The sequence below is a fragment of the Shewanella vesiculosa genome (assembly GCF_009994065.1).
Lineage (GTDB): Bacteria > Pseudomonadota > Gammaproteobacteria > Enterobacterales > Shewanellaceae > Shewanella > Shewanella vesiculosa.
Window position 1 is genome coordinate 226,505 of sequence record NZ_JAACSD010000003.1, and the last position, 18,051, is coordinate 244,555.

Annotated in this window: 15 protein-coding genes; 9 read left to right on the forward strand and 6 right to left on the reverse strand. The window is 39.9% G+C overall.

Translation table 11 applies throughout. The features are described from left to right. Positions 1-9 precede the first annotated feature (9 nt). Positions 10-387, forward strand: coding sequence for a DUF2069 domain-containing protein (locus GW828_RS01020; RefSeq protein WP_124015915.1), 378 nt, complete (start codon positions 10-12; stop codon positions 385-387). Between the two features lie 149 nt (positions 388-536). Beyond that, entirely contained in the window at positions 537-2,486 is a 1,950-nt protein-coding gene (locus GW828_RS01025; RefSeq protein ID WP_182742648.1) for a hypothetical protein, read from the forward strand. A gap of 95 nt (positions 2,487-2,581) precedes the next feature. On the opposite strand, the gene hda is transcribed toward GW828_RS01025, so the two are convergent. Both hda and GW828_RS01035 read right to left on the reverse strand, forming a co-directional pair. Further along, the gene (hda, locus tag GW828_RS01030; protein WP_124015913.1) at positions 2,582-3,292 is read right to left on the reverse strand and encodes a DnaA inactivator Hda; all 711 of its coding nucleotides are present in this window, start codon (positions 3,290-3,292) and stop codon (positions 2,582-2,584) included. 154 nt (positions 3,293-3,446) lie between these two features. Beyond that, the gene (locus GW828_RS01035; RefSeq protein WP_182742649.1) at positions 3,447-4,544 is read right to left on the reverse strand and encodes a DUF2066 domain-containing protein; all 1,098 of its coding nucleotides are present in this window, start codon (positions 4,542-4,544) and stop codon (positions 3,447-3,449) included. A 238-nt stretch (positions 4,545-4,782) separates the two neighbouring features. On the opposite strand from GW828_RS01035, the gene GW828_RS01040 reads away from it, so the two are divergent. Next, a complete protein-coding gene (locus GW828_RS01040; RefSeq protein WP_124015911.1) occupies positions 4,783-6,012 on the forward strand; it encodes a uracil-xanthine permease family protein in 1,230 nt (409 codons plus the stop codon). 110 nt (positions 6,013-6,122) lie between these two features. Here GW828_RS01040 and grxD read toward each other — a convergent pair whose 3' ends face one another. Then, positions 6,123-6,464, reverse strand: a complete 342-nt coding sequence (gene grxD / locus GW828_RS01045; protein ID WP_182742650.1) for a Grx4 family monothiol glutaredoxin — start codon at positions 6,462-6,464, stop codon at positions 6,123-6,125. Positions 6,465-6,696: 232 nt separating this feature from the next. Between grxD and sodB the strand changes: the two genes are divergently transcribed. The 4 genes from sodB (at position 6,697) to GW828_RS01065 (ending at position 12,364) form a co-directional block, all read left to right on the forward strand. Beyond that, complete coding sequence (gene sodB, locus GW828_RS01050) at positions 6,697-7,281, forward strand: superoxide dismutase [Fe] (protein ID WP_124015910.1); 585 nt, start codon at positions 6,697-6,699, stop codon at positions 7,279-7,281. Positions 7,282-7,578: 297 nt separating this feature from the next. Further along, complete coding sequence (locus GW828_RS01055; protein ID WP_124015909.1) at positions 7,579-9,513, forward strand: PrkA family serine protein kinase; 1,935 nt, start codon at positions 7,579-7,581, stop codon at positions 9,511-9,513. Positions 9,514-9,576: 63 nt separating this feature from the next. After that, complete coding sequence (locus GW828_RS01060) at positions 9,577-10,842, forward strand: YeaH/YhbH family protein (protein ID WP_182697164.1); 1,266 nt, start codon at positions 9,577-9,579, stop codon at positions 10,840-10,842. 10 nt (positions 10,843-10,852) lie between these two features. Continuing rightward, on the forward strand, positions 10,853-12,364 hold the full coding sequence (locus GW828_RS01065; protein ID WP_182742652.1) for a SpoVR family protein: 1,512 nt from the start codon (positions 10,853-10,855) through the stop codon (positions 12,362-12,364). Positions 12,365-12,469: 105 nt separating this feature from the next. Here GW828_RS01065 and fadR read toward each other — a convergent pair whose 3' ends face one another. Further along, positions 12,470-13,189 carry a fatty acid metabolism transcriptional regulator FadR gene (fadR, locus tag GW828_RS01070; RefSeq protein WP_124015906.1) on the reverse strand — a complete coding sequence of 240 codons (720 nt, stop codon included), beginning with the start codon at positions 13,187-13,189 and terminating at the stop codon, positions 12,470-12,472. A 590-nt stretch (positions 13,190-13,779) separates the two neighbouring features. Here fadR and nhaB point away from each other — a divergent pair. Together nhaB and dsbB are read left to right on the forward strand one after the other, a co-directional pair. Continuing rightward, positions 13,780-15,372: a sodium/proton antiporter NhaB gene (nhaB, locus tag GW828_RS01075; RefSeq protein WP_273057171.1), complete on the forward strand. Its 1,593-nt coding sequence runs from the start codon at positions 13,780-13,782 to the stop codon at positions 15,370-15,372. A gap of 114 nt (positions 15,373-15,486) precedes the next feature. Next, positions 15,487-16,005, forward strand: coding sequence for a disulfide bond formation protein DsbB (gene dsbB, locus GW828_RS01080; protein ID WP_182697161.1), 519 nt, complete (start codon positions 15,487-15,489; stop codon positions 16,003-16,005). Positions 16,006-16,273: 268 nt separating this feature from the next. Here dsbB and GW828_RS01085 read toward each other — a convergent pair whose 3' ends face one another. Then, the gene (locus GW828_RS01085; protein WP_124015903.1) at positions 16,274-16,807 is read right to left on the reverse strand and encodes a cell division protein ZapC; all 534 of its coding nucleotides are present in this window, start codon (positions 16,805-16,807) and stop codon (positions 16,274-16,276) included. A gap of 168 nt (positions 16,808-16,975) precedes the next feature. Then, positions 16,976-17,995: a quinone-dependent dihydroorotate dehydrogenase gene (gene pyrD, locus GW828_RS01090; protein WP_273057169.1), complete on the reverse strand. Its 1,020-nt coding sequence runs from the start codon at positions 17,993-17,995 to the stop codon at positions 16,976-16,978. Positions 17,996-18,051 lie beyond the last annotated feature (56 nt).

Consider the following 18,051-nt stretch of genomic DNA (forward strand, 5'->3'; position numbering starts at 1 on the left):
AGTACCATAATGACTTCCCAAACCTTGTTTCAACTAAGCCGAATCGGTTACCTTGCGTTACTCCTACTGCTTAGCGGTTGGTTTATTCAACAAGGCATCAATGGCACCTATTCGCTAGGGTTCAGCTTAATATGGATTGTACCTTTATTATTTCCGCTAAAAGGTATTTTAACTGGTAATCCTTATACTTATGCATGGGCCAGCTTTATTCTGTGTGTGTATTTATTGCATGGCTTAACCCTGGCTTACATCACTACCGATGCGTTTGTGTTTGCGGTGATTGAATCAGTACTAATTGGCATTCTATTAATCACTTTTCCATTTTATGCCCGCAAGCGAGGTAGAGAGCTAGGATTAGGGCTAAAGAAAAAGTCTGAGCAACAATAAACCACCTTCATTTTTGTTGTTTATCTAAGCGCTTTCGGGCGCTTTTTTGTTGATTGCATTTAAACAAGACAGCATGCTACATTTATCCGTTAACAAGATGTTGCATAGTATGTTTTTTAATAACAACAAAATAATCATGGAGTGGTTTAATGCCGTTATCGCAAAAATTAGGGCCCTACAGCCTTTTAGCCTGTGCCATGTTAGTTAGCGCATGCGGAGGAGATTCAAACAATAACGATCAAGGTACGCCTACCTCATCCGCTTTCGAAATTTGCAGTGAAAATATCACTTACTCTATTGCCGACACAAACTCTCAACTGACTTTTATTGTTGAACACCATTATGCCAAAGACAAACCCGGTAGCATTATTGCCAATCTCAATCAACAAGACAGTATTGGTAAAACATTTTTGTGGCAGCAGATTTCAGGACCAAGCCTTGAACTAACAGCAGTCAATAGCCAAGTTTTAGCATTCACACCGACAAGTAACCAAGATTACGCTTTTAAGGTGACTGTCTCTGGCGATAACATCAGTATAGAAGAAATGGTATCCATTACTGCCGATTCAGCTGACAATATTCTACGTATTAACAGCGATCATCAAATGGTCAATAGAACTGATGCGAGTTTACGTATACAGAATATTAACGGCCAAGTACCTGAAAATATTAGCTGGTGCATGTATCCTAGTGATAATAATAAAGCCTTTACTAACGTGGATTTAAGTGACATTACTAGGCCACTGTTTGTTGCGCCAAACGTCGATACCGATCAACTCTTCAGTCTTAAAGCCACGGCCTCATTTGATGGCCAAACGATAAGTGATGACGTCAATTTACTCGTAACCAAAGAAAAAGCGGCCCCAGCGGACGCCTACTTCAGTTATCCCGTTGCACGAACGCACGCTTACAAGCATGACTCACCTTATGCTAACCAACTGGCCTCTTGTGTTTACTCGAATCAATTCGTTGAGCCATGCAATATTGTTAATGTGCTGCCCTTCATTAGCCAAGATACTAATCCAGACCCGATTGATACTATTATGGACAGAGTACTCGTTTCACACGACTGGATGGCAGCAAACTTTGAAGCCTATTTACGTGCACAAACTCACAATGATTTTGTAGAATTGCTGCAATCAGTGACTGCTATCGTCATCAGTTACGATATTAGACCGGCCTTTTATGCTGGTTATATAGGAGCAATATATTTAGACCCTGAATACCTGTGGCTAACTTCAGCACAGCGAGATACGATTAATGAAACGCCTGATTATCGTAGCAACTTTGGTGAAGAGCTTAATTATCTCTCGCCATATCGTTATGTCAAAAACAACGATTATGCTGGTCAATATATAGAAATAGGCAATCGTACTAACCGTACCATGGAGAATATGTCTTCTAATCTAGCCAGGCTCTTATATCACGAACTTGCTCATGCAAATGATTATTACCCACAAAGCATACATGCAAATATTCAAGGTCCAACCTTAAAAGAAGAATATCAACGTCGTTATGAGGCTAATGCGATGACCTCTGATCAACTCAACATCCGCTACCCATTAACCAGTACTGAGATGTATGGTCTTGCAAACGTTAACTACTCTGGCGAGTCAGCAAATAATACCCAAAAAGCTTATACACCAAGTGACGTCGCACAATTTTTTGCCAACGATCTTGCCAACGATGACTATGCTTATTCATCAACACGAGAAGATGCAGCGATGCTATTTGAAGAAGTGATGATGAGCCATCGATATGGTATTTTGCGTGATATCGCGATTACTGACAAACCAGAAGTTGCCACAAGTTCAACCATTGTGGTTGAATGGGGTCAGCGCGGCCGTATCGGCCAACCTGAGTTATATGATCGTGCCAGCTATGTTGTGAGCCAAATGTTACCTGCAATAGGGGTAACACAAGTGATGGATGGTTTGCCTGCACCTGTGGCGTTAGTTAACGGTCTGAGTTGGGCACAAAATTTAGTGCTAACAACTGATCCATCAAAATCATCACAGAAAGTCTCATCACAAGCTGAACAAAATGCTGTTGACCCTCGACCATTACAATTTAGTGGCAATGATCATCTGCAGCAATAAGTCATTAACTCACTAAACAAAAACGCCAAATGAATTCATTTGGCGTTTTTATTATCTAATAGGATAGACTGACAACGATAATTTTTTATAAGGAATTATAGTCTAAGCATCTCTTTTATAAATGGAATAGTCAGTTTTCGCTGATGTACCATAGAGGCTTTATCGAGTTTATCGAGCACATCAAACAAGGTGCGTAAATCACGAGCCATACGAGTGAGTAAAAAACGCCCTACTTCATCAGATAACTGCAAGCCACGCATTGCCGCGCGGCGTTGTAATGCAAGCAGTTTTTCATCATCAGCCATAGGTTGCAGTTGATATATGAGTCCCCACTGCATTCGAGAAACCAAATCGGGCAGTAAAAAACCCGTTTCTGAAGGTGAAGCTTTACCGCTCACAATCAAACGACAATCTTGTTGCTCTGCAATACGATTATACAAATGAAAAATGGCTTCTTCCCATACAGGGTGGCCCGCTATCGCTTCAACATCGTCAATACAAATCAAGTCAAGCGATTCTAGGCCCTCAAACAAGGCCGGAGAAATACTTGCGTGAATGCCAAGTGGGATATACAAAGTACGGCGGTCTAAGTCGTTAGCATGAGCGCAAGCAGCATGCATTAAATGTGTTCGGCCTGACTTTTCGGGACCATAAAGATATAAAGAAGAAGCCAAGGATCCCTCAGCACTGGCTTGAAGTTTTTGGATCAACTCGTCATTACCCGAAGCGGGGTAATAACTCTGAAAAGTTTCATCGTCAGGTAAATAAACGGGTAAAGATAATTGTCTTGGTGAGTTTTGTGTCACTCAGATAGGTCTCAAAATCATAAACGAACTAACATCATTATACCTAAGTGAGTCCATTATGCGAATATAGGCAATAAGCCTCAACATAAAGATGCCTCAGATACAGCATTTCACGCTATACGATAAAACAGTATAGCGCACCGATTGATCATACTTATTGACCCAACCATTGATAAATCAACTTAGGTTTAGTTTTGTCAGTAGTTGACTCATAAAATGAATCGACACTGCCCACAGTATCTAATTGTGATAAGCGGCTATCAATATTAAGCAACCGCTGCAAATCATCTAAATTACTAAACAAGTCAATAGTATAAGTGGCAGAATCGCCCTTAAACTGGCTTAATGTTATCGACTTAACGGCACTAAGCTGACGAAGGTAACGTTCAACATTCACCACTTGAGTCATATTATTTAATCCGGTAAATCTGACTTGTGTTGTAAGGTCACCGCCTGTAGAAGCAATAGCATATTGACTAATATAATAATCCGCCAGAATACTCATCATACTTTTGGTAGCTTGTTGATAATCGGTGGCATCACCTTGTTGAGAAATTAAAGCCACCAACACACCATTAGTTCTGTTTTTATCGAATAACTTAATGCTGTAATTTAGGTTGCTGCCTTGGGTATCAATATTGGCAACAGCAAAGTAATCAGCTTGGTAACGGGTTGATGCTTTGGCTAATACATCGGTAAACATACCACGCACATCAGTAATGCTCACTTGCATAACATCATCTAAATCCATAATAGGCAACAATAATGGAATGCCTTTATTATTAGACTCTTGGGCTAAATCAGTACGTATATCTGTGGCCGAATCATCAGCTAAAATAGTTTGCTGATTATTTTCATCAACGGATATCCACAACAAGGTTAATGGCCGCTGGCTCCCCCAAACAGGTAAACCGGCTTCGCGTAATGTTGAAATCACCCGCTGATGGTCAAAACTGGCTTTGAGCATCAACTCACCATTTGACTCATAATAACCATATTGAGTCAAAATGACCTCAGGGGCATTAATTTGAGCTTTAACTAGGGGGTGAAGCACCACACTAGGTAAACCAGAATTTTTCAAGAAAACAGCAGCTAATGCCTCTTTTAGCGCATTATCTTTTACATCATTTGCACGTGAACTCACCGCAATATCGGCTTCATCTAACTTGCCGACTTCAGCAGCATACACAGTCGCAATAGAGGTTAATGCAATTATCGGTAACACAATGAGATTAATTAGTTTTTTCAGCATCAGATAACATAAACGCAGCAAATATAAGTGAACAAATTATATCATAATAAAATTCTATCGAGTAATGGATAACGAAAACTCTTTTTTACTACTGCCAAATTGACCCTATATTGTAGCCATATCAAATAACATTAATCGCTACAGCGTCCTCAAAGTTGTTATGCATATGATAGCTTTTATGTGACAATTCGCGCCGTTTGAGCACACGCTAACTTTCTAAATACTGATGGAGAACAATATGAAACGCGTGTTAATTCCGCTACAGGGCGCACAAATGTTATTTGTCGCTTTTGGTGCGCTTGTACTAATGCCGTTATTGACGGGTTTAGATACCAGTGTCGCCTTATTTACAGCCGGTTTCGGTACCCTTCTGTTTCAATTAGTCACTAAACGCCAAGTTCCTGTATTTCTCGCTTCTTCCTTTGCCTTTATCGCCCCCATTTTATATGGCGTACAAACATGGGGTATTCCAGCCACCATGGGTGGTTTAATGGCAGCTGGCGCAGTTTACATGCTACTTGGGCTAACGGTAAAACTGCGCGGCACAGGATTTATTCATACCCTGTTACCCCCTGTGGTTGTCGGCCCAGTAATTATGATCATCGGTTTAGGCTTAGCGCCAGTCGCTGTCAATATGGCATTAGGTAAAAGTGGTGATGGTAGCTTAGTCATCGTTGAGCCCAATATTGCCCTAATAATTTCTCTTTCAGCCTTAACGACTACAATAATCGTGGCGATTTTTGCTAAAGGATTAGTTCGTTTAATGCCTATTCTGGCCGGTATTTTAGTCGGCTATGGCACTAGCTTAGCCTTTGGTGTTGTTGATTTTACGCCCGTAAGTGAAGCCGCTTGGTTAGCTATGCCAAACTTTGTTGCCCCAGAGTTTAACTGGCAAGCTATTTTATTTATGATCCCAGTGGCCATTGCGCCTGCCGTTGAACACATTGGTGATATTTTGGCTATTTCAAATGTGACAGGTAAAGATTATTTTAAAAAGCCTGGCTTACATCGCACCCTGACTGGTGACGGTATTGCCACAATTGCAGCAGCAGCATTGGGTGGTCCACCTAACACCACATACAGTGAGGTAACTGGCGCGGTGACACTCACTAAAAGTTTTGACCCTCGCATTATGACGTGGACAGCGATTACCGCAATTACCTTAGCTTTTGTTGGCAAACTGGGCGCCATGATGCAAACAATTCCCGTTCCCGTCATGGGTGGCATAATGTGCCTACTCTTTGGCTCAATTGCTGCTGTGGGATTAAACACCCTAATTCGTCATCAAGTCGATTTGTCTGAACCCCGTAATCTCAGTATTGTTGGGGTAACGTTAGTGTTCGGTATTGGTGGCATGGCATTTGGCATTGGCTCATTTAGTTTAACCGGTATCAGCTTATGCGGGATTGTGGCTATTTTGATGAACTTGATTTTACCAGCGATAAAAAAGCCACCAACTGAGGCATAACCTCTTTAACATAGAAGCTGCTTAATCAGTAAGGCGCTATAAAAAAGCCCCAATCGCAAATTGCGATTGGGGCTTTTTTATCAGTGCATTAAACACTCAATCAATACTCATTACTCTGCAGCGTTTTCGGTGCGGAATTTATCAGCAGTCGCTTTAATGATTGGCTGAAGTTCACCTTTTTGGAACATTTCAGTGATAATGTCACAACCACCAATCAACTCGCCTTCAACCCATAGCTGTGGGAATGTTGGCCAGTTAGCAAATTTTGGTAGTTCAGCACGAATATCTGGGTGCTGTAAAATATCTACGAAGGCAAATTGTTCACCACAATTGATCATCACTTGAGCAACTTGAGATGAAAATCCACAGCTTGGTAGCTTAGGTGAACCTTTCATGTACACAATAATTGGGTTTTCGCTAATTTGCTGTTTAATCTTTTCTACAGTTTCCATTGGATTTCCTAAGTACGACGAATGAACACATAACGACTATTGTACGACACCTAGACAAAGAACAAAATGCCACAGTTTGTAGGGTTTATCTAAAATCCATTAAATAGCTACAGCAATCCAGATAATTCCCAAACAATGATTCACATCACAAAAATAATCAGTACAATAGAAGTAGAGCAATGTTACCTGATTGGTAAACAAAACGATAACCTGAATCCATGGAGAGATACTAATGGCTTTCGAACTACCAGCTTTACCTTATGCAAAGAACGCACTTGAACCACACATTTCTCAAGAAACCATTGAGTTCCATTATGGTAAGCATCACAACACTTACGTGGTAAAACTAAACGGTTTAGTTGAAGGAACTGAATTTGCTAACAAAACGCTAGAAGAAGTTGTTAAAACCTCAACTGGTGGTATGTTCAACAACGCCGCTCAAGTTTGGAACCACACTTTTTACTGGAACTGCTTAGCGCCTAACGCTGGCGGCGAAGCAACTGGCGATATCGCTGCTGCTATCAATGCATCTTTTGGTTCTTTTGAAGAATTCAAAGCTAAATTTACCGATTCTGCAGTCAACAACTTCGGTAGTGCTTGGACTTGGTTAGTTAAAAAAGCTGACGGTTCATTAGCCATTGTTAACACTAGCAATGCTGCTACGCCGTTAACAGATGAATCAGTGACTATTTTATTAACTGTAGACGTATGGGAACATGCTTACTACGTTGATTACCGTAACGCACGTCCAGAGTATTTAGCTCACTTCTGGCAACTTGTTAACTGGGAATTTGTTAACAAGAACTTTGCTGCTTAATCTTCATTAGCTGCAAAAAACTAAAGGAGCCTTTTGGCTCCTTTTTTAAATCTTTTCTTGCCACAAAGCATGACTCACATCACACTTCTATTTTTGCAACTATTGCAAATGCTACTGTTTGTCTTTGTTTTTATTTAATTTATTTTCCATTAAAACTTCGCCAAGTCATTTTCCCTGTCCTACACTTTACTCGTAAAGCCTAATATTGCGCTAATTGGTCCAGTAATATAGTTAAACCATTGCGTTAGCCACAGAGGCGTTTTACGTAATACTACTGCATGTTTTGAGGGGGTTATTATGGGTATTTTTGAGCATTATCAACAACGATATCAACAAAAACGCGACGAAGAATATACCTTGGAGCAATTTCTTGATATTTGTAAACAAGACAAAAGTGCCTATGTATCTGCTGCCGAACGCTTATTAATGGCCATTGGTGAACCGCAGATTATCGACACAGCAAAAAATCCTGTCTTAAGCCGTATTTTTTCTAATCGTGTTATTGCAAGCTATCCCGCATTCAAAGACTTTTATGGTATGGAAGACGCGATTGAACAGATTGTGGCTTATTTAAAACATTCTGCTCAAGGCTTGGAAGAATCAAAACAAATTTTGTATCTTCTCGGTCCTGTTGGTGGCGGTAAATCGTCCATTGCCGAAAAACTCAAGGTACTTATGCAGCATGTGCCTATTTACATACTAAGTGCTGATGGGGTTCGTAGTCCGGTTAACGACCATCCTTTTTGCTTGTTTGATCCCGAAGAAGACAGTCAGTTACTGAACAATGAATACCAGATCCCCAGTCGTTATATCAAAACAATCATGTCTCCATGGGCAGTAAAACGTTTACACCAATACGGTGGCGATATTTCAAAGTTCAAAGTAGTAAAAGTGTATCCATCGGTGCTAGACCAAATCGGCATTGCTAAAACAGAACCCGGTGATGAAAACAACCAAGATATTTCAGCTTTAGTCGGTAAAGTCGATATTCGTCAATTAGAGCATTTCTCACAAGATGATGCTGATGCCTATGCCTACTCAGGTGCATTATGCAGAGCAAACCAAGGCTTAATGGAATTTGTCGAAATGTTTAAGGCACCAATTAAGGTGTTACATCCATTATTGACTGCAACCCAGGAAGGTAATTACAACAGTACTGAGGGCTTATCAGCACTACCGTACAACGGCATTATTTTAGCCCATTCGAATGAATCAGAATGGTCAACGTTTAGAAATAATAAAAACAATGAAGCATTTTTAGATCGCGTCTATATCGTCAAAGTGCCCTACTGCTTGAGGGTTTCTGAAGAAATGGCGATCTACCAAAAACTATTAGCCAATTCAGAACTATCAAACGCATCTTGTGCCCCAGGCACCTTAGAAACCTTGGCACAATTTAGTGTGCTCTCTCGCTTAAAAGCACCGGATAACTCATCTATTTATTCCAAGATGCGTGTATATAATGGTGAAAGCTTAAAAGATACCGACCCAAAAGCAAAGTCCTACCAAGAATACCGTGACTACGCTGGCGTAGATGAAGGAATGCAAGGACTATCCACCCGCTTTGCCTTTAAAATTCTATCCAGAGTGTTTAACTTTGACAGTGCAGAAATAGCCGCAAATCCAGTGCACTTATTTTATGTACTCGAAAAACAAATTGAGCAAGAACAATTTCCGAATGAAGTAAGTGAAAAATATTTAGAGTTCCTTAAAGGTTATTTAATCCCTAAGTATGTTGAATTTATTGGCAAGGAAATACAAACCGCTTACCTTGAGTCCTATTCAGAATACGGCCAAAATATTTTTGACCGCTATGTTACTTATGCCGATTTTTGGATTCAAGATCAAGAATATCGAGATCCCGAAACCGGACAACTGTTCGATCGTGGGGCACTCAATGCAGAACTGGAAAAAATAGAAAAACCTGCTGGAATTAGTAATCCAAAAGACTTCCGTAATGAGATTGTTAACTTTGTTCTGCGAGCTCGCGCCAACAATGAAGGCAATAATCCGTTGTGGACCAGTTATGAAAAATTACGCGTTGTGATAGAGAAAAAAATGTTTTCTAACACTGAGGATTTACTGCCAGTGATTTCATTTAACGGCAAAACATCCAATGACGATCAGCGTAAGCATGACGATTTTGTTAATCGTATGATGGAAAAAGGCTACACCAAAAAACAAGTCAGATTATTGTCAGAATGGTATTTACGAGTGCGCAAATCATCGTAAAACGCCAGGTTGGCAGAGTCAGCCCTTGCTGACTTTGCCATGAATTAGACTTGGGAGAGGCGTATGGCAAATTTTATTGATAGACGACTCAATGCAAAAGGAAAAAGCACCGTCAATCGGCAGCGTTTTATTGAGCGCTATAAAAAACAAATCAAAAAAGCTGTCGGAGAAGCTGTCACTCGTCGCAGTGTTACTGATATTGATAAAGGTGAACAGATTAGCATTCCAACTCGAGACCTTAGTGAACCTGTTTTCAGACAAGGCCAAGGTGGCAGAAGGGATCGAGTACACCCTGGGAATGATCAATTTAATCGCGGTGACCAAGTTCAACGACCTAAATCTGGCCAAGGCGGTTCTGGGCAAGGTGATGCATCAAATAGCGGTGACGGTGATGATGATTTTGTATTTACTATCTCAAAAGACGAATATCTAGAGTTACTGTTCGACGATCTCGAACTGCCTAATTTACAAAAAAATCAGCTAAATAAATTAGTTGAATATCAAACCTATCGAGCGGGATTTACCAATGATGGCGTGCCCGCTAACATTAATATTGTCAGATCGTTGCGTTCATCTTTGGCGAGACGAATTGCCATGAGCGGTGGCAAAAAGAAAGCGCTACAGGCATTGGAAGCCGAACTTGTCATGCTGGAGGACACGCCAGGTGCTCAAGCAGAAAGAATTTTAGCCATAAAGGAACAGATATTATTACTCAAGCAGCAAATCGCAAAAGTACCTTTTATCGATACTTTTGATTTGCGCTTTAACAACTATGCCAAACGTGAAATCCCTTCTAGCCAAGCGGTAATGTTTTGTCTGATGGATGTATCTGGATCAATGGATCAAGAAACCAAAGATATGGCTAAGCGTTTCTATATATTACTTTACCTCTTCCTGACGCGCAGTTATCAAAATCTTGAGGTGGTGTATATTCGTCATCATACACAGGCTAAAGAAGTCGACGAACATGAGTTTTTTTACTCACAAGAAACTGGCGGGACTATCGTATCAAGTGCATTAAAGCTAATGCATGAAATACAGCAAGCACGCTACCCAGAAAATGAATGGAATATTTATGCCGCTCAAGCCTCTGACGGTGATAATTGGGCCGATGACTCGCCAGCCTGCTATGACATTTTAGCAAAACATATTTTGCCAAAGGTTCGCTATTTTAGTTACATAGAAATAACCCATCGCGCTCATCAGACGTTATGGCACCAATATGAGAAACTGCAACAGCAATTTGACAACATTGCAGTACAGAATATTACCCACGTAGAAGACATATACCCAGTATTTCGTGAACTCTTTAAAAAACAAGCTATGTAGGGGGGTGATCATGGTGAATATAAAACGTAGCCCATTAGATGATGGACCCGAGTGGACATTTGACTTACTGCAACAATATCAACATGAAATTGAAAATGCAGCGACATTTTTTAAACTTGAAACTTACCCAAATCAAATTGAAATTATTACTGCTGAACAAATGATGGATGCCTATGCTGGCATTGGTATGCCCATTGGTTATACCCACTGGTCATTTGGCAAGCGATTTATCCAAACAGAGCAAGGCTATAAGCGTGGCCAGATGGGCTTGGCATACGAAATTGTGATTAATTCAAACCCATGTATTGCCTATTTAATGGAAGAAAATACCATTACCATGCAAGCATTAGTCATGGCGCACGCTTGTTATGGTCATAATAGTTTTTTTAAAAATAACTATTTATTCGATACTTGGACCGATGCCAGCTCGATTATCGATTATTTAGTCTTTGCTAAAAATTATATCCGCGAATGTGAGTTACGTTATGGGGTTGAACAAGTTGAGTTAATTCTCGACTCTTGTCATGCATTGATGAATTACGGTGTTGACCGCTATAAACGTCCAGCAGAAGTGTCACTGAAGCAAGAGCAAGAAAAACAGCAGCAACGTGAAGATTATTTACAGAGCCAAGTCAATGACTTGTGGCGAACTCTGCCAACATCACCACAAAAAGAAACGCCAGAAACAAGTACTATTTTCCCAAGTGAGCCCCAAGAAAACATTTTATATTTTATTGAAAAAAATGCCCCATTACTGGCTTCATGGCAACGTGAATTAGTCCGAATTGTTCGTAAAATGGCGCAATATTTTTATCCACAAAAACAAACTCAAGTGATGAATGAAGGTTGGGCGACATTTTGGCATTACACCATACTCAATCATTTATACGATAATGGTAAAGTCACTGACCGTTTTATGATGGAGTTTTTGCAAAATCATACTGCTGTGGTTACGCAACCTGCCTACAATAGCCCTTACTATAATGGCATAAACCCTTATGCCTTAGGTTTTGCAATGTTTGTCGATATAAAACGAATTTGCCAAACACCAACCGAGGAAGATAAAAAGTGGTTTCCCGACATTGCCGGCAGTGATTGGCTTGAAACGGTTCACTTTGCGATGAAGCACTTTAAAGATGAGAGTTTTATTAGCCAATATTTATCACCAAAAGTGATTCGTGATTTTAAATTATTTGCTATTTTAGATGATGAAAAACGCAGCCAACTTTCCATTTCGGCCATTCATGATGAGCAAGGTTATCAAGATATCCGCAACACTCTGTCACAACAATATAATTTATCCAATATAGAACCTAATATTCAGGTGCAACAAGTGCAAGTGAATGGCGATCGTTCTATCACCTTACGCTACATCCCCTATGACAGCATCCCACTTGCAGATAACCATCAAGAGGTGTTGAAGCATTTACATCGGCTATGGGGTTTCAATGTCAGCTTAGAGCAAGTAGACGATGTAGGTATTGTGAGGGTATTATCAAGCTGTCCTGAAGCGACAGCATAAAAAAAGCCAATCGACTTGATTGGCTTTTCAAATTGAGATTCAATATCCGAGGTAAATAAATCGGTATTCTCTATTAACGATAAATGCTCAACTCATCACTGTAAATTAAGTATTATCATGGCCCATTTCAGCAGGCAGGTCATCACGCAGCTTTTGCCACATTTTGCCACTTTCAATACCATTGGCTCGCATCAATGCTGGTACATCAATATAATTTTTAGCTTGGGCGAGTTTTTCCAGCTTAAGATAAAAGCTTAGGGTTAATTCACGGGCTTCTTGGCTGGAAAAATAATAACGACCCACACGATTATAAAGGCCTTTAAAGCCATTTAAAATCAATACATATAATGGGTTACCCGATGCAAATGCTAATGTGTGATGCAACTTATAATCAAATGCAGCATAGGCTTCAGCGTTATTTTCTAAACTGTGAATGTCGGCCAAGACTTCAACCACTTTTTCAGGATTGTGGCGAATGGATGCACGAAAATAAATGTTGCTTACGTTACCACGAGCAGCCATGAGTTGATCGACGAGTAATGGAAAACCATCAGGGTTCAAATCAGCAATGGTTTCTAAAATATTTAAACTAGAGGTTTCCCAAAAGTTGTTCACTTGGGTAGGTTTACCATGCTGAATTTTTAACCAACCATCTCGTGCAAGACGCTGCAGAACTTCTCTTAACGTCGTACGAGTGACACCGATAAGTTCTGAGAGCTCACGTTCCGCAGGTAAAATTGATCCGGGTGGAAATTTATTTTCCCAAATGGAACGAACAATATATTTCTCGGCAAAACTCGCTGGCCCTTTGGCATTGATGATCATCAGCCTTCATATCCTATTGCTAAACAATGGCGAAACTATTGCACTGATCATACCAGAGCGGTGGAAAATAAAAACCATTGTTTATTCAGGACGCTCATTACGACTATTTTTTAACCTACTATGAGCCATTACAACTTCAATAATCAGATACTATTCACATTAAATTACTAAAATCATAAACCTATAGCAATTTTATCGATAAAATAACACAAGTTTAGTATATACTCATGTAGCTAGCTTGTTGATGTAATGTAGTATTTTTGGGAGCAAATAACGACATTACAATTCAATTTTGTTTGAGCTACACTAGCAGCGAAAATACAAGAGCCATATCGAGTTTGCCGCATAAATATGTAGGCTAACACATTGTTTGCTATATCAAGACACTATAATTTCACAACAATAAATAGACGGTAATGTTCAATTTGCCTCGATAGGTTATTTGGCGCAAATTAATGAAAAGTTGATATCCATCAAGTTTTTAATATGAAGTTGCTTCTATTCTCCCAGTTCTGTTGAAAATAATAATGTGTTGCTAGCATCAAAAATGGTACCAATACTGTAACAATCACAATATCGGAGAGGCTGCTATGCAGGCAACCAAAAGTCAGGCGCTGTTTGTTAACTTTTTAGGTAATTCACCTAAATGGTACAAATACGCAATTTTGGCATTTTTAGTCATCAACCCCCTGCTCTTTTTCTATGTAAATCCTTTTGTCGCTGGATGGGTGCTAGTGGTGGAATTTATTTTCACTTTAGCTATGGCATTAAAATGTTATCCACTGCAACCGGGTGGTCTTTTAGCCATTCAAGCCGTCATCATAGGAATGACTTCGCCCTCACAAGTGCTACATGAAATAGAAGCTAATTTAGAAGTATTGCTCTTGTTGGTATTTATGGTCGCAGGTATTTACTTTATGAAACAGCTATTGCTGTTTGTATTTACCAAAATGATCACTAAAGTACGCTCAAAAATTATCGTGTCTTTGATGTTTTGTACTGCATCAGCTTTTTTATCAGCCTTCTTAGATGCCTTAACCGTGATTGCGGTAATCATTGCTGTTGCCGTCGGTTTTTACTCTATCTACCACAAAGTCGCATCGGGTAAGAGTTTTAGTGATAATAACGGTCACGATCATACGTCTGAGTCTAGCGGACAATTAAATGATGAAGAATTAGAATCGTTTCGGGCATTTTTACGTAATTTATTAATGCACTCTGGTATCGGTACTGCACTGGGTGGCGTATGTACTATGGTGGGTGAACCACAAAACTTAATCATTGCGGCGCAGGCCCATTGGCAATTTGGTGAGTTTTTCTTACGTATGGCACCTGTGACTATGCCGGTATTGATTGCCGGTATATTAACGTGTTTTCTTGTCGAGAAATTCAAAGTATTTGGTTATGGAGCCCAATTACCTGATGCGGTACATAGGATCTTATCTGATTACGCTGCTCATGAAGACTCACACAGAACCAACCAAGATAAAATGAAACTCGTCGTTCAGGCTCTTATTGGTGTGTGGTTAATTGCTGGTTTAGCACTTCATTTAGCTTCTGTTGGCTTGATTGGGTTATCTGTCATCATCTTAGCTACAGCATTTAATGGCATTACAGACGAACATTCATTAGGTAAAGCATTCGAAGAAGCTTTGCCTTTCACTGCGTTACTTGCTGTATTTTTTGCCATCGTAGGTGTCATCATTGATCAAGATTTATTCGCTCCAGTGATCCAATGGGCATTGAGTTATGAAGGCAATATGCAGCTAGTTATTTTCTACATTGCTAACGGCTTACTGTCTATGGTGAGTGATAACGTGTTTGTGGGTACAGTCTACATTAATGAAGTAAAATCTGCGTTAATGAGTGGCCAAATTACTCGAGACCAATTTGACTTACTAGCTGTAGCAATTAATACCGGTACTAACCTACCTTCGGTTGCGACACCAAACGGTCAAGCGGCATTCTTATTCTTGTTAACATCTGCTATTGCGCCACTTATTCGCTTGTCTTATGGCCGCATGGTGTGGATGGCACTACCCTATACTATCGTGCTATCGATTGTGGGGGTAATGGCGATTGAGACAGGTTTCTTAACCGACATGACTAACACATTATATGAGAGCCAATTAATTATTCACCACTCAGCTAAAGACTTAAGTGGCGCGGCAATGGGACATTAATTACATCAGCTTAATGGACTTAGCTGATAAATTATTTTAAAGTCACTATAGTTTGTTTAAACACCCTCATTTGAGGGTGTTTTTTTATCTATTCACACACTTAGGAATCCGACATTGTCACCATTACAGCAGTTTAGTCATAGCCGTCTTTCTTGGGGTTTATTGTTATTCTCCGCCATAGGACTAGAGTTGGCGGCACTCTTTTTTCAATATGGAATGGATCTCGCTCCGTGTGTGATGTGTATTTACATTCGTGTAGCGGTATTGGGTCTTATATTGACTGGGCTTGTGGGTATACTACAACCCAAAGTGTGGTTTTTACGCTTGGTCGGAATCGTTAGCTGGGGAGTATCAGCTATTTGGGGATTTAAATTAGCCTATGAGCTAAACCAGATGCAAGTTAATCCATCACCATTTGAAACGTGTTCCTTTTATCCTGAGTTCCCAAGCTTTATGCCGTTAGACACTTGGTTACCTTCCGTCTTTTCACCGACAGGCATGTGTAGCGACTCACCTTGGTCATGGTTGTCTGTCAGTATGGCGCAGTGGATGATGGTTGGATTTGCTGTTTACGGTTTGATTTGGTTAATCGTCTTGTTACCGGCACTTAAACCGACTAATAAGAGTCAGTAATTGATGCCTTAGAGTCATTCCATTGCACTAGATTAAGTATTGTTGATTAAAAATCGGCTCGAATAACAGGCCAAATAAAGGGCTAAATAAGCGATGAATGCTTAATATTGAGGCGGACGCGCCTGATAAAATAGCGATTTGAATAATACATGCGGATTAAACTTTAGCAAGTTTATCAATAGAAGTAGACTCGCACTATTTTTATACGCTAACCGCACATGCTAGCTAGTGAACAAATTGAGTCGAGTGTCTTATCTATTCAACTCTTTTATGCCGCGACAACTTGCTTAGCTTTACGCAGTGGATGTAAACGATTATGCATCACTTTTATGATATCAAATTGTGCTAATGATTTATTTTCAGATAGCTGACAGTATTGTGACAAAATCATCACAGTTGCTGCTTGTAAGCCATTTGCAATAACTAACGCCAATACTTTAGAGTAGCCGCAGTTGAGCTGAAACAACTTACCCACATCACAATAAACACACTCATCACTGACGTCAAAAAACCAAGATTTAGGCATTTGTGATTGTAATAAAAAATGCGCGGCAGTTGCGTTCAGTGCAGTTTGTACAATACCTGCATCAGAGATATGCAACACTTTAGGAAGGGTTTCGAGCATTTTAATGTAAAATTTGGCGTGTTCAAGGTTAAATTCAGCTGCCTTAAGAGCATCTGGAATTAACAATTTTGTCTTATATGGCGTTAAGAACTCCATCTCAGAACCCAACGAAATACTTAATTGCTTCAAGCTTTCATTGTATTCCCAATGCCAGTCCTTATTTGGCATTAATAACATGACTATTTACACCTAAATATTGAACACGCTTATATATTAGATGATTTTTCACTCAATATCAAAATTTAATTATAAATTATAACATAAATTTCAGAGTGTTAGCGCGATCGAACGATCAAAATTTCGATCGCGGCATGATTTTTGATCAATGCAAAGCTGTTTTAGGCGCTATTTTGAACAATATGCCTTTGCGATCTGATCAACTAATTTAGGTCCTCGATAAATAAAACCTGAGTATATCTGCACCATAGTTGAGCCTGCATCAAACTTAGCTATCGCATCTGCGGCACTATTGATCCCACCAACACCAATGATCGGGATCTTACCTTGCAAACAGATCGCTAATTGTTTGATCACTTGAGTCGATAAATCAGTCAAAGGCTTACCGCTCAAACCGCCCATTTCTTCGGCATGTTTTAAACCAGTTACAGTATCTCGGCTTAATGTTGTATTAGTCGCAATCACACCATCAAACTGATTACTCAGTAACGAATCCGCAATCGCTTTAATCTCGTCTGAGCTTAAATCAGGCGCAATCTTGAGCGCAACCGGGACATATTTGCCATGTTTAGCGGTTAATTCTGTTTGTTTAGCTTTAATTGAACTGAGTAAGTCGTCAAGTAACTCACCGTATTGCATTGAACGTAAACCTGGGGTGTTTGGTGAAGAGATATTCACCGCAATATAACTGGCGTATGGGTACACTTTATCCATGCAGATCAAGTAGTCATCCTTACCCTGCTCTACTGGAGTATCTTTGTTTTTACCTATATTCACACCAACCATAATGTCAGACTTTTTGGCCATTAAATTACGAACCAGATTATCCACACCTTTATTGTTAAAACCCATCCGATTAATAATCCCTTTAGCAGGTTTTAATCGAAACAATCTTGGTTGATCGTTACCCGGTTGCGGACGTGGTGTTACGGTTCCGACTTCAACATGGCCAAACCCCATCGCATGAAAAGCATCAATTGACTCGCCGTCTTTATCTAATCCCGCAGCTAAGCCAACAGGATTAGGAAACGTCAGGCCCATACAGGTTACAGGAGCGGATTTAACCTGTTGACGATAGAAACAGTTTAATGGGTTGTTTCCGGTAATTTTCAAGCTACCAATCGCTAGATTATGAGCTAACTCAGGGTCCATCTGAAACATTACTTTCTGTGCAAGTTTGTAAAACATGTTTTCTCCTAGACCTAAAAAAAGCCCCGGCAATCGCCAGGGCTTATTCACATTAT